The sequence below is a fragment of the Pantoea sp. EKM103V genome (assembly GCF_011800365.1).
In the GTDB taxonomy this organism is placed as follows: Bacteria; Pseudomonadota; Gammaproteobacteria; order Enterobacterales; family Enterobacteriaceae; genus Pantoea; species Pantoea anthophila.
This window is the reverse complement of record NZ_JAALFQ010000008.1, coordinates 13,601-27,117: the sequence shown is the minus strand read 5'-3', so window position 1 is coordinate 27,117 and position 13,517 is coordinate 13,601. Positions and strand designations below refer to the sequence as shown.

Annotated in this window: 11 protein-coding genes and 1 tRNA gene; 10 read left to right on the top strand and 2 right to left on the bottom strand. The window is 55.7% G+C overall.

Annotation, left to right across the window (positions count from 1 at the left end):
- Positions 1 to 41: 41 nt before the first annotated feature.
- The 5 genes from deoC to mrdA all read left to right on the top strand — a co-directional run bounded on the left by deoC (position 42) and on the right by mrdA (position 6,370).
- Positions 42 to 821, top strand: coding sequence for a deoxyribose-phosphate aldolase (deoC, locus tag HFD97_RS15635; RefSeq protein ID WP_009087196.1), 780 nt, complete (start codon positions 42 to 44; stop codon positions 819 to 821).
- Positions 822 to 882: 61 nt separating this feature from the next.
- The gene (gene deoA / locus HFD97_RS15630; RefSeq protein ID WP_167432276.1) at positions 883 to 2,211 is read left to right on the top strand and encodes a thymidine phosphorylase; all 1,329 of its coding nucleotides are present in this window, start codon (positions 883 to 885) and stop codon (positions 2,209 to 2,211) included.
- Positions 2,212 to 2,306: 95 nt separating this feature from the next.
- Positions 2,307 to 3,530, top strand: a complete 1,224-nt coding sequence (deoB, locus tag HFD97_RS15625) for a phosphopentomutase (protein ID WP_167432277.1) — start codon at positions 2,307 to 2,309, stop codon at positions 3,528 to 3,530.
- A gap of 27 nt (positions 3,531 to 3,557) precedes the next feature.
- Entirely contained in the window at positions 3,558 to 4,271 is a 714-nt protein-coding gene (gene deoD, locus HFD97_RS15620) for a purine-nucleoside phosphorylase (protein WP_009087192.1), read from the top strand.
- Between the two features lie 209 nt (positions 4,272 to 4,480).
- Positions 4,481 to 6,370 carry a penicillin-binding protein 2 gene (mrdA, locus tag HFD97_RS15615; RefSeq protein ID WP_150030426.1) on the top strand — a complete coding sequence of 630 codons (1,890 nt, stop codon included), beginning with the start codon at positions 4,481 to 4,483 and terminating at the stop codon, positions 6,368 to 6,370.
- 26 nt (positions 6,371 to 6,396) lie between these two features.
- Here the strand turns inward: mrdA and HFD97_RS15610 are convergent, their stop codons facing one another.
- On the bottom strand, positions 6,397 to 7,716 hold the full coding sequence (locus tag HFD97_RS15610; RefSeq protein WP_150030428.1) for a PAS domain-containing methyl-accepting chemotaxis protein: 1,320 nt from the start codon (positions 7,714 to 7,716) through the stop codon (positions 6,397 to 6,399).
- 223 nt (positions 7,717 to 7,939) lie between these two features.
- Between HFD97_RS15610 and HFD97_RS15605 the strand changes: the two genes are divergently transcribed.
- From HFD97_RS15605 to HFD97_RS15585, 5 genes are all read left to right on the top strand, one after another.
- A tRNA-Phe gene (locus tag HFD97_RS15605) sits at positions 7,940 to 8,015 on the top strand.
- A gap of 289 nt (positions 8,016 to 8,304) precedes the next feature.
- Positions 8,305 to 9,270 (top strand): sensor domain-containing diguanylate cyclase, encoded by a 966-nt coding sequence (locus tag HFD97_RS15600; RefSeq protein ID WP_009087187.1) that lies wholly within the window; start codon positions 8,305 to 8,307, stop codon positions 9,268 to 9,270.
- Between the two features lie 743 nt (positions 9,271 to 10,013).
- Positions 10,014 to 10,178 carry a general stress protein gene (locus HFD97_RS15595; RefSeq protein ID WP_004571242.1) on the top strand — a complete coding sequence of 55 codons (165 nt, stop codon included), beginning with the start codon at positions 10,014 to 10,016 and terminating at the stop codon, positions 10,176 to 10,178.
- 502 nt (positions 10,179 to 10,680) lie between these two features.
- Positions 10,681 to 11,163: a ferritin-like domain-containing protein gene (locus tag HFD97_RS15590; protein ID WP_009087186.1), complete on the top strand. Its 483-nt coding sequence runs from the start codon at positions 10,681 to 10,683 to the stop codon at positions 11,161 to 11,163.
- Positions 11,164 to 11,173: 10 nt separating this feature from the next.
- Positions 11,174 to 11,680: a ferritin-like domain-containing protein gene (locus HFD97_RS15585; protein ID WP_009087185.1), complete on the top strand. Its 507-nt coding sequence runs from the start codon at positions 11,174 to 11,176 to the stop codon at positions 11,678 to 11,680.
- A 66-nt stretch (positions 11,681 to 11,746) separates the two neighbouring features.
- Here the strand turns inward: HFD97_RS15585 and treF are convergent, their stop codons facing one another.
- Complete coding sequence (gene treF, locus HFD97_RS15580) at positions 11,747 to 13,426, bottom strand: alpha,alpha-trehalase TreF (RefSeq protein WP_167432278.1); 1,680 nt, start codon at positions 13,424 to 13,426, stop codon at positions 11,747 to 11,749.
- Positions 13,427 to 13,517: the final 91 nt, after the last annotated feature.

Below are 13,517 nucleotides of genomic sequence, written 5' to 3'. Positions count from 1 at the left end.
GGCGAGCCGGTGGGTTGGACCCCGATTCTTTGGAGAGCCTCATGACCGATATCAAACACCTCGCCCTGCGCGCCCTGAAACTGATGGATTTGACCACCCTGAATGAGGACGACACCGATGCAAAAGTGATCGCCCTGTGCCATCAGGCCAAATCCCCGGCTGGCAACACCGCCGCAATCTGCATCTATCCGCGTTTTATTCCGATTGCGCGTAAAACGCTGCGCGAGCAGGGCACGCCGGAGATTCGTATCGCCACGGTGACGAACTTCCCGCACGGCAATGATGACATCGACATTGCGCTGGCCGAGACCCGTGCCGCAATCGCCTACGGTGCCGATGAAGTGGATGTGGTGTTCCCCTATCGCGCGCTGATCGCCGGGAACAGTCAGGTCGGCTTCGATCTGGTCAAAGCCTGTAAAACGGCCTGTGCCGAAGCGAATGTGCTGCTGAAAGTGATCATCGAAACCGGTGAGCTGAAGCAGGAAGCGCTGATTCGTCAGGCGTCAGAAATCGCCATCGACGCCGGTGCCGACTTTATCAAAACCTCTACCGGCAAAGTGCCGGTCAACGCGACGCCCGAAGTGGCGCAGATCATGATGAATGTGATCCGGGATAAAGGCGTCAGTGAGCAGGTTGGCTTTAAACCTGCGGGCGGCGTGCGCACCGCGGAAGATGCCGCAATCTATCTGCAAATGGCGGAAGAGACGCTGGGCGCCGACTGGGCCGATGCGCGCCATTTCCGCTTTGGTGCCTCCAGCCTGCTGGCGAGCCTGCTGAATACCCTGGGTCACGACAGCGACACCAGTAAAGCCGGTTACTGATCCTTCTGGCGGTCGCTGACCGCCTTTCCCCACCGCATCTTTTCTGAACCAGGGGGCTTTCGTGTTCCTGCCACAAGAAATTATTCGTAAAAAACGTGACGGCCATGCGCTGACTGAAGAGGAGATTCGCTTCTTCATCAACGGCGTGCGCGATAACAGCGTTTCGGAAGGCCAGATTGCTGCGCTGGCGATGACCATCTATTTTCACGATATGACCCTGCCTGAGCGGGTGGCGCTGACGATGGCGATGCGCGACTCCGGTACGGTGCTCAACTGGCAATCACTCCATCTCAACGGCCCGGTGGTGGACAAGCACTCTACCGGCGGCGTTGGCGATGTGACGTCACTGATGTTAGGACCGATGGTGGCGGCGTGCGGCGGCTATGTGCCGATGATCTCCGGGCGTGGATTGGGCCACACCGGGGGCACGCTGGATAAGCTGGAGGCGATTCCGGGCTTCGACATCTTCCCCAGCGATGACCGTTTTCGCGAGATCATTAAGCAGGTGGGTGTGGCGATTATCGGCCAGACCAGCTCGCTGGCCCCGGCGGACAAGCGTTTCTACGCCACGCGTGACATCACCGCCACCGTTGATTCCATTCCGCTGATCACCGCCTCGATTCTGGCGAAGAAGCTGGCCGAGGGACTGGATGCACTGGTGATGGATGTGAAAGTCGGCTCTGGCGCGTTTATGCCAACCTATGATGCCTCTGAACAGCTGGCGCAGTCGATCGTGGGCGTCGCCAATGGCGCAGGCTGTCAGACCACAGCCCTGCTGACCGACATGAATCAGGTGCTCGCCCCCTCCGCAGGTAATGCGCTGGAAGTGCGTGAAGCGGTGCGTTTCCTTACCGGCGAGCAGCGCAATCCGCGCCTGCTGGAGGTGACGCTGGCGCTCTGCAGTGAAATGCTGATCTCCGGTAAACTGGCTGCCAGCGACGCCGAAGCGCGTCAGAAGCTGATGGCGGTGCTGGACAACGGCAGCGCGGCCGACTGCTTCGGACGTATGGTTGCGGCTCAGCAGGGTCCGGCCGATTTTGTCGAACGCTACGACACCTATCTGCCACAGGCGATGCTGAGCAGACCGGTATATGCCGACCAGCCAGGCATCGTCAGCCGTATGGATACCCGTGCGCTGGGGCTGGCCGTGGTGGCGCTGGGAGGCGGACGTCAGCGTGCCAGCGACAGTATCGATTACAGCGTCGGCCTGAGCGACATGATCACCCTGGGCGAACGGGCCGACGCACAGCGCCCTCTGGCGATGATTCACGCCAGCAGCGAAGAGCAGTGGCAGCAGGCCGCCGCCGCGGTGAAAGCCGCGCTGGTGCTGGGTGACAGCGCCCCGGCTGAGACGCCGGTTGTCTATCGCCGTGTGAGCGATATCCGCTAACTGTCCCGTAACCCGTGCCAGCCGCGATGCATTCAGGTATACTGATCTGATCGCTTTTTTTTGACTTGTCACGCGCCAATGCGCAGGAGACTTGCATGAAACGTGCTTTTATTATGGTTCTCGATTCCTTTGGAATTGGCTCCAGTAAAGATGCCGATAAGTTCGGTGACGCAGGTTCAGATACCCTGGGTCACATCGCTGAAGCCTGTTTTAAAGGTGAAGCAGACAAGGGACGTAAAGGCCCTCTGCATCTGCCTAATCTTACCGCGCTGGGTCTGGGTAAAGCCGCGGAGCTGTCGACCGGTCGCTTCCCGGCCGGTCTGGACCCTGAGGCGACGATCACCGGCGCCTACGCCTACGCCAGTGAGCTGTCTTCGGGCAAAGATACGCCGTCAGGCCACTGGGAAATCGCCGGTGTGCCGGTACTGTTTGACTGGGGCTACTTCAGCGACAAAGAGAACAGCTTCCCGCAGGATTTGCTGGACAAGCTGGTGGAGCGCGCTGACCTGCCGGGCTACCTCGGAAACTGCCACTCATCAGGCACCGTGATCCTCGATCAGCTGGGTGAAGAGCATATGAAAACCGGCAAGCCGATTTTCTATACCTCGGCAGACTCGGTGTTCCAGATCGCCTGTCATGAAGAGACCTTTGGCCTCGACCGCCTTTATGCGCTGTGTGAAATCGCCCGTGAAGAGCTGACGGAAGGGGGCTATAACATCGGCCGCGTGATTGCCCGTCCGTTTGTGGGTGACAAAGCGGGGCAGTTTGAGCGCACCGGCAACCGTCACGACCTGGCGGTTGAGCCACCTTCAGCCACCACGCTGAAAAAGCTGGTGGATGAGAAAGGCGGACATGTGATTTCCGTGGGTAAAATCGCCGATATCTATGCGGAGCAGGGCATTACCAAAAAGGTCAAAGCGACCGGTCTGGATGCGCTGTTTGACGCGACGATCCAGGAGATGAAAACGGCACCGGATCACGCGATTGTTTTCACCAACTTCGTGGATTTTGACTCCACCTGGGGGCATCGCCGCGATGTCGCCGGTTATGCTGGCGGCCTGGAGCTGTTTGACCGTCGCCTGCCTGAGCTGATGGAACTGGTCGGCGAAGATGACATTCTGATCCTCACCGCGGACCACGGCTGTGACCCGACCTGGCAAGGCACCGAGCATACGCGTGAGCACATTCCGATTCTGATCTACGGACCGAAGGTGGAGCCAGGCTCACTGGGCTACCGCGAGACGTTCGCCGATATTGGTCAGACAATTGCACACTACTTTGGCCTGTCCGACATGGACTATGGCAAGAACATGCTGTAAATCAGCACTTTAATAAGGATTTAAACCATGGCTACTCCTCACATCAATGCTGAAATGGGCGATTTTGCCGATGTTGTTCTGATGCCCGGCGATCCGCTGCGTGCAAAGCACATCGCAGAAACCTTCCTGGAAAACCCGGTTGAAGTGAACAATGTGCGTGGCATGCTGGGCTATACCGGCACTTACAAAGGCCGCAAAGTCTCTGTCATGGGTCACGGAATGGGTATCCCTTCCTGCTCCATCTACACCAAAGAGCTGATCACTGACTTCGGCGTGAAGAAGATCATCCGTGTTGGCTCCTGTGGTGCCGTGCGTCCTGACGTCAAACTGCGTGACATCGTGATTGGTATGGGTGCCTGCACCGATTCCAAAGTGAACCGTATGCGTTTCAAAGATCACGACTTCGCGGCGATTGCTGACTTCGACATGGTGCGCAACGCGGTGGATGCGGCGAAAAACCTGGGTGTTGAAGCACGCGTCGGTAATATCTTCTCTGCCGACCTTTTCTACACCCCGGATCCGCAGATGTTCGACGTGATGGAAAAATATGGCATCCTCGGCGTCGAGATGGAAGCGGCAGGCATCTACGGTGTGGCCGCTGAGTTTGGTGCTAAAGCCCTGACCATCTGCACAGTATCAGACCACATCCGCACGCATGAGCAGACCACAGCGGCTGAACGTCAGACGACGTTCAACGATATGATTAAGATCGCACTGGAATCTGTCCTGCTGGGTGATTAATCCCTCTGGCGGGCGCTGTCGTCCGCCATCTGTTCAGATCCTCTTTAACCGGAGGATCTGCCTCACTCCCCCGCGCTGTCCCGTAACATTCACATCAAATGACACACTTTTGCCGAGGCTTGTGCATCTTCGTGCTGGCACCGCCGCGAACGCGCTTTATTATGGTGCGCAACAACAGATAATAATTAATCGCCTGATAATGCCCCCTGATGAATTTTCGTAACTTCGAAGCTGAAGAGAAGCTCTTTGCCCGCCGTGCTGCAGTTGCCTTTGCTCTGGTCTGTCTCTGTTTCACTATTCTTGGCGTGAACCTTTTCCGTCTGCAGGTGCGCGATCACGGCTATTACCAGACGCGCTCCAATCAGAACGACATCAAGATGATCCCCATCGCGCCGACGCGCGGATTGATCTATGACCGCAACGGCATTCCGCTGGTGCGTAACGTCAGCTGGTACGCCATCACGCTGACGCCGTATAAAATCAGCGATATGGAAGCGACGCTGCGCGAGCTGACGCCGCTCGTGGATCTGACGCCCGATGAAATCGACACCTTCCGCCATGCGCTGAAGCAGACCAGCCGCTACAAGCCGGTGGTGCTGAAAGAGGAGCTGACCGAAGAGGAGGTCGCCCGCTTTGCGGTGAATCAGTTTCGCTTCACTGGTGCCAGCCTTGAGACCTATCAGGATCGGGAATATCCCTACGGGGCCGATCTGGCACATGTGGTCGGTTATGTTTCGAAAATCAACGACAGCGACTACAAGCGCCTGAATGAAGAGGGGATCGCCGAAAACTATGCGGCGGACCACAATATCGGCAAGCAGGGCATTGAGGGATATTACGAAGCGCTGCTGCACGGCAAGCCGGGCTATCAGGAAGTGGAAGTGGATAACCACGGCCGCATTGTCCGGGTGCTGAAAGAGGTGCCGCCGGTGGCAGGCAAGAACCTGACGCTGACGCTGGATCTCCATCTGCAGCAGTATGTGGAAAGCCGCCTGGCGGGGCAGCGTGCGGCGCTGCTGATTGAAGATCCGCACGACGGTTCGGTGCTGGCGATGGTCTCCAGCCCCAGCTATGACCCCAATCCGTTTGTCAAAGGCATCAGCTATCAGGCCTACAAAAAGCTGCTCCAGGATAAAAATCTGCCGCTGATTAACCGCGTCACGCAGGGACTCTATCCGCCCGCCTCGACGGTGAAACCTTACATGGCGATGTCGGCACTGCTGACCCATGTGATTACGCCGCAGACGCAGTTCTTTGGCGCGCCGACCTGGACGCTGCCGGGCACCGACCGGCGCTATCGCGACTGGAAAAAGACGGGCCACGGTATGCTGGATGTGACCCGCGCCATTGAAGAGTCTGCCGACACCTTTTTTTATCAGGTGGCGTTTATGATGGGCATCGATCGCATTCATACCATGCTCAGCCAGTTCGGCTATGGCAAATCGACCGGTATCGATCTGAATGAGGAGTATAACGGCCTGCTGCCGAGCCGCGAGTGGAAACAGAAGGTGCATAAAAAGCCGTGGTATCAGGGCGATACGGTCTCCGTCGGCATTGGCCAGGGCTACTGGATCGCGACGCCGATTCAGATGGTGAAAGCGATGGTGGCGCTGATCAACAACGGCAGGGTGATTGCGCCGCATCTGCTGGAGAAAACCCAGCGCGGCACCCTGGTGGAGAACTACCATCCACCGCTGCGCGAAACGCAGATTGGCGATCCCCATTCTCCCTACTGGGCGCTGGTGCGCCGTGCGATGTTTGGCATGGCGAACTCACCTAACGGCACCGGCTATAAATATTTCCACACGGCGCCTTATGGCATCGCCGCGAAAAGTGGCACCTCGCAGGTTTTCAGCCTGCGCCAGAACCAGACCTATAACGCGAAGATGATCCCGGTCCGGTTGCGTGACCATATCTTCTATACCGCCTTTGCCCCCTTTAACGACCCGAAGGTCGCGGTGGCCCTGATTCTGGAAAACGGCGGCGGGGAAGGGGTGACGGCTGCGCCGGTGATGCGGGATATTCTGGACCATATCTTTATCCCGCCCGCGCCAGAGGCGACGGTGTCCGCCACCCAGACCGCGCAGACCGTGCAGTAAAAGGGGGCAACAGCCCCCGCAGCCACTCAGGCCTTAAGCGTTCTGGCGACCTGGCCGATGGCACGCACCACATCGGTTGCGCCTTCGCGGATTTCGGCGATGACGCCGCCCGCCTCCTGGGCCAGCTGCACGCCCTGATCCGCGCGCTTCAGGTTCGACTCGATCCCCTTCAGCGCGCGGCTCGCCAGCACGTGGTTTTGCTGTATCCGGTTTTCGATGTCAGTAGTCGCACGGTTGATGTTCGCCGCCAGCGTGCGCACTTCGTTTGCTACGACTGCAAAGCTGCGGCCATGGCTGCCCGCTCTTGCGGCCTCAATGGCGGCATTCAGTGCCAGCAGGTTGGTCTGATCGGCAATGCGCCGGATCCCTTCGACAATCGCGCCGATACGATCTGATGACTCGCTCAGGCCGGTAATGTCACCGGAGATGCCCTGCAGTTCCCCCGCCAGCGCATTCATGGTCTGAACGCTGCTGGCAATCACATCGGCACCCAGCCGTGTACTCTCATCCGTCTGCAGCGCGGTGTGGTAAGCCTGCTGCGCCGCGTCATGCTCCTGCTGATTTTTTTCTACCTGAGCGGTGACATCCGTCGCGAATTTGACGATTTTGTAGAGCCGGCCCTGTTCGTCAAACACCGGGTTGTAGGTTGCGCGCAGCCAGATGGTCTCACCGGCTTTGTTGACGCGGGGAAACTGACCGGAGACAAATTCACCCCGGTTGAGCTGCTGCCAGAATTCGCTGTATTCCCGGCTGTCGCGCAGCGCCTGCGAGCAGAAGTGGCTGTGATGGATACCTTCGATCTCCTCCCGCCGGTAGCCCATGGTTTTCAGAAAGTTATCATTGGCTTTGAGCACCTCGCCCTTGAGGTTAAAGGCGATCACTGCCATAGAGCGCTCAATGGCGGTCGTGATGGCGCGCTGCTCCTGGGCGTCGTTGATATGGCCGGTAATGTCGGTGGCCAGCTTAACAATTTTGATCACCCGGCCATGTCGGTTCAGCACCGGGACATAGTTGGCTTCGAGCCACACAGGGCGGCTGTTTTTGGCTACGCGCAGAAACTTGTCGCTGAAGCTCTCTCCCCGGTTCAGTCGCAGCCAGAAATCCTGATAATCTTTCGACTGTAACTGCTCTGCGGTGCAGAACAGGCTGTGGTGCTGGCCTTCTATCTCTGCCAGCGTGTAGCCCATCCGCGCCAGAAACAGCGAGTTGGCGCTGAGAATTGTGCCGTCAGGCGAAAATTCGATCATGGCGATAGATCCGTTAAGCGAGCTCAGCGTGGCTGCTGAGTGTGCGCGTTTCTGCCAGCTGTGACGTGCAGCGATTCCTGATGTAATGGTGGAAAACATAGCGATCCTTATTATTAGTGTGGGATTCGCCTTATTTATCGGCATCCGCGCGGCACAATGGAGTCTTTACCGCTCCGCTGACTAAAATTTATCCTGACGACCGTCACGTTTTTGGTGTCAGGAGAGCCATAGCGGGCGGGTTGATGGAAAAGCGGGCAGTCGATCTGATTTTGGCGAAAAGCGTTTGACGCTGCCGGGCCGCTTTGGTTTAATGCGCCCCGTTGCCCGAATAGCTCAGTCGGTAGAGCAGGGGATTGAAAATCCCCGTGTCCCTGGTTCGATTCCGGGTTCGGGCACCAAAATTTGAAACCCTCGCTTCGGCGGGGGTTTTTGCTTTTTAGCGCCACATCCTACCTCATAACCCTCCACTGATTTGCCCGCGTTCCCTCACTCACCCGGTCACCCGCCAGAAAGATTTCACGGCGAAATCAATTTACCGTCTCGCCTCTGTGCTGTGTTGCCAGGCTGCCACCGCCTGATATGCTGCTCAGCCTGCAATTGGCCGCGACTAATCGTGTTTTATACGCCTCTCTTTACAGAATCACTCTGACAGGCACAATACCCCTTTCTCAATCCTGTCTTACGGTCATGTCAGAAGAAGCGCTGCGTCTGCAGATACAGAACCTGAAAAAGCATAATGCGCGGCTGAAGCGTATAGCGCATGACGCCCGGACAAAACTCAACGCGGCGCTGGATGGCACCGGGCTGTTTCTGTGGCAACTGGACATTCCCAGCGGCAAGCTGGTGATCTTCAACCGGCGCTGGGGTGCCATGCTGGGCTTCCAGCCGAAAGAGACTGACGCCACGTTTGAATCCTGGAAAGAGAGCCTGCATCCCGATGATGCAGACGAGGTTTTACGCGCGTTTTACGACCACATTACCGGGAAAGCGCCCTACTACGAGGCCCTGCATCGTATGATCGCCAAAAACGGCAGCATCGCCTGGGTGCTGGATCGTGGCCGGGTCAGCGAGTGGAATGACGCGGGGCAGCCGGTCAAAGTGATCGGCACGCATATCGACATGACCAAAGAGAAGCAATATGAAGAGCAGCTCGCGCTGCTGGCGCTGCACGATCCTCTGACATTACTCAACAATCGTCATGCACTGCAAAGCGCCTTCTGCGAACTCAAAGCACAGGGGCCGCTCTGTGTCGTCTTTATTGACCTGGATAACTTCAAGCACGTCAATGACACGCTGGGTCACCGCAGCGGTGACGAAGTACTCATTGAGCTGAGTCAGCGGCTGACGCAAAGCGTTCCGGAAGCGGTCATCACCGGCCGGCTCGGTGGGGATGAGTTTGTCCTGTTGCTGCCCTTTGCCATCATTCATCCGCAGGTCAGAGCGCTGGCCCATGCCTGCCTGGATGCCGTTCTGACGCCGTTTGAGATGGCAAACGGGCACGCCATGATCGGGGCTTCTGTGGGCGTATCCCAGGTGCAGGCCAGCGATGATTTCGACACCGCGCTGGCGCGCGCGGATGAAGCGATGTACCGCATCAAGAAAAACGGCAAACGCGGTGTGGCTTTTGATCCTGACATTACCCGATTATTATGACCTGATATACCCGGCTGCGCGCGCTCTTCATCAGGCGTAACGGCACACCTCACCTGATCTTCTCTTCTCACACTTCATCACACTCCTGCCTGTGTCGCAGAGCAGCAGGGTTGATGCCAGCCTCCGCAGAAAACACTTTTTAGTACTATTCCGAAAACCTCACCTTCACTCTCCACATGCTTAAATTATACCGCTTCGCTTAGTCATTAATTTCAGGGCCGGATATGGCTCGTGATCTTAATTAAAAATTTTATTAAATCGCGATAATTGATCATTTATTGATCAAATTCACCATTTTAAAGCTGCAGCCAGTGATGCCATGCGCTTCGCTTAATTATGGAGTCGAAAAAATGTAGCGAAGATTTATTTCGCGCTTCGCTTAGGGAAATTGATCGTTTATTGATCATCCTCACCACCTGATATTGAAGAAGTTATGTTGCAGCCGCTTCGCTTACGATTTTTTCAATTGGACATTTTTCGAAAAAGATCGATTAATAGGGCGCGGCGAATTTGGCTATAAATTTTTGACACGCCGTTGCGCTTTTTTGAATAGGAAAAGGCGATAGTTGAAATGCGTTATCAATCCGGATGAGGGCAGAGCCACCAATAAACCAGAGCGATGGCGGATTTTTATTTGGCTCGCTTGATCGGTCCGATTTTCTGTCTACATTTAGATTGCTGAATCGGCCTGATGAAGCATTAACTGTGCAAATTCTGATTTTTAATTCAAAGAGGAACACAGAATGACTCAATATCGTGGTGGGGCCGGAAACTTTGCGGCTGACAAAGAGCGTGCGGCTGAAGCCGGGCGCAAAGGCGGCCAGAAAAGCGGCGGGAACTTTAAGAATGACCCCGAGCGGGCTATTGAGGCAGGGCGCAAAGGAGGTAAGGTCAGTCGCCGCAGCTAAACCCTTAAACGCTGTCATCACAGCAGGTTAACAGGTTGAGCGGGCCGTACAGATTCTCTTTAATTTTCCTTAAAGATAATTACCCCCTGAATTATGTCGCTGCTTAATGACTGGCAGCAACAGATATCCTTAATTAAACCGGATGGGTTTCCTGTCCGGTTTTTTTATTTCCGTTTCGTTAAAGCTATACGTTTTAATAAAAGTTTGTACAGGTAAAGTTTTGCCTGGTGCATTTTTTATGCGCCGGATTCCGGAAATGTATACAGTGTTTTATACGCTTGTACAAATTCGGATGTCGGTAGCGAAGCCGTAACGTGGAAAATGCTTTTCAGCTAACATGCTGCTGCAAAAAGGAAAATGCATTTTACATGCCACTTTTGTCTCAAATTCATACTACCGAAGCGTGCGATATTAAGAATCTCCACTAGACTTTCCATTTGTCAACGATATGACTGGCGTTGCGTTATTACCGACGCAGCTTTTTAATCAATGAGGCTATCTTATGACAGTGAAAACGTTAAACGATCTGTTCATCCATGACTTATCCGATGTATACAGCGCTGAGAAACAGATAACCCGTGCATTGCCTAAAATGGCGCGTGCTGCCAGTGACGAAACGCTTGTTGCTGCGTTTAATCAACACCTGGAAGAGACCCGGGTGCAGATTGAACGCCTCGACGAACTGGTAGAGGTAACACCTGAAGTTAAAATTAAACGTATGAAATGCCATGCGCTTGAAGGTCTGGTTGAGGAAGCGCAGGAGATCATCGACTCGGTCGAGAAGGGAGAAGTCCGCGATCAGGGGCTGATCGGGGCAGCGCAGAAAGTTGAGCACTATGAGATTGCGACTTACGGCACCCTGCATGCGCTGGCGTTAAAGCTGGGCTACACTAAAGCCGCCGAGCTGCTGGAAGCGACACTGAATGAAGAGAAACAAACGGATGAAAAGCTGACCTCGGTCGCTGAGTCGATTACCGTCTCTTAAGGAGTGACACATGACTGCAATTGAGCATTATCATGACTGGCTGCGCGATGCGCATGCCATGGAAAAACAAGCGGAAAGCATGCTGAGCAAAATGTCGGGCCGTCTTGAACATTATCCGGCGCTGGAACAGCGCCTGGCCCAGCATCTGGATGAGACAAAACATCAGCTGACATTGCTGGAACAGCTGCTCGACAGCCACGGTATCGATCACTCCGTGATGAAAGATGCGATGGGCAAAATGGCGGCCACCGGCCAGGCCGTGGGCGGCATGTTTAACTCTGATGAAGTGGTGAAAGGCGCCATCAGCGGCTATGTGTTTGAGAATGCCGAGATCGCCAGCTACACCAGCCTGATTGCGGCGGCAGAACAGGTAGGGGATACCCAGGGTGTACGGATCCTTAGCGAAATCCGTGACCAGGAAGTGGCAATGGCGGAGTGGCTATTGCAGCACCTGCCTGAAGTGACGCAGCAGTTCCTGCAGCGGGCGTCACAGCCAGGCACGGAAGCGAAGAAATAGCGCAGAACAGTCTGCATAAAAAAGCCGGGATGCCCCGGCTTTTTTGCGTCAATGCTGTTCTGTGTGTCAGTCTGCCATCAGATGACCATACATCGTCATCATCTTGCGGGTTACCCCGTTGGTCCAGCCAAAGCCATCCTGTAGCGGATATTCACCGCCACCACCCGGACGGGCGCGATCGCCGCTGATGTCATATTTCTCGACCAGCTTATGGTGCAGCTGATAAAAGTTGTTGACCGTGTTGAGCCAGTTAACCGCCACTTCACTCGCCAGCGTCTCTTCGCCATAGTTATTCAGGCCAACCACGGCCATCCACTGCATCGGCGCCCAGCCATTTGGACGGTCCCACTGCTCGCCGCTTTCAACCATAGAGGTCAGCAGACCGCCGTTGCTCAGCAGCAGATGGCGCAGCGAGATCGCCTGCAGATGTGCCTGATGCGGTGTAGCCAGCCCGACAAACAGCGGCACGACTGACGCTACCGTAAAGGCCCCGAAACGCTCACGCCGCCAGTCATAGTCGCGGAAAACGCCTGCGGTGCTGTCCCACAGGTAGCGGGTGATGGCGCGTTTACGCGCTTCCGCTTTTTTCTGCCACGCCAGCGCCGTCAGCTCTTCGCCTTTGGCATGCGAAAGCGTGGCGATCATCAGTTCCAGCTTGTAGAGAAACGCGTTGAGATCGATCGGGATGAACTGCGTCGTCCGGATGCTCGACAGCCGTTTCGGGTTACGCAGCCAGCGCGAGGAGTAATCCCAGCCCGATTCCGCCCCGGCGCGCAGGTCGCGATAGACCTCGCTGGCCGGACGTTTAGATTCACGCGCGGTTTCCACGTCTTCGCTCCAGGATTCATCACGCGGCGTATCGCGGTCATCCCAGTAGCGGTTGAGCAGTGAGCCGTTTGGCATGCGCACCACATGACGATAGGCCTGGTTCGGCATCAGTGAACCGGCGCCGTCCATCCAGAACTGATACTCCTTCATCAGCTGTTCCTGATAGCGTTTGGCACCGCGCACGCCATCTTCTTCAAACAGCTCGACCATCAGGGCAAATACCGGCGGCTGAGAGCGGCTCAGGTAATAGGTGCGGTTGCCGTTAGGCACATGACCGTAGTTATCGATCAGCCACGCAAAGTTGTCCGCCATATGACGCAGCAGATCGTCGCGACCCGATTCTGCCAGGCCGAGCATCGTAAAGTAGGAGTCCCAGTAGTAGGTTTCACCAAAGCGTCCGCCGGGGACCACATAGGGTTTAGGCAGCGGCAGCAGCGATGAGTGCGGCATATGCTGCTGCGGCATTTTGGTCAGAACCGGCCACAGGTCATCGATATGCTCGTTGAGCGTTTTATCCGGGTTGGAGACATAGAAGCTTTCATTTACGCCAGGCAGATAAAAGTGATCGGCGACAAAACGCGACAGGTCGAAGTCACTGCTGCGTTTCTGTCGACGATAGCGCATCAGCACATCCAGCGGATCGTACTTTGGCGAACAGTCGGGGAAGGTTTTACTGTCCTCGAAAATTCGCGACATCTGGACATGTTCAAACAGTTCCAGATAACGATCGGCAGGCGTCAGCGCATCCGGCGCCGGCAGGCCTTCGATCAGCTCCGGTTCCGGTTCAGAATCCTGCATGCGATCCAGTTTCAGTTCATGGGGATCGTATTGATACTCAACTTCCGCCCCGGCACGAACCTCTTCAAGTGCATTTTGTTGCTGGCGATAAGTATTAATAGCGGCCTCCTGAGCGGTCATGGTTGCACAAAGGACAAATTATAGACCTCTCAATCTGCGGAACAACAATGCAGATTGCCTATGAACGTAATAAAAATTGTCTATTAATTGA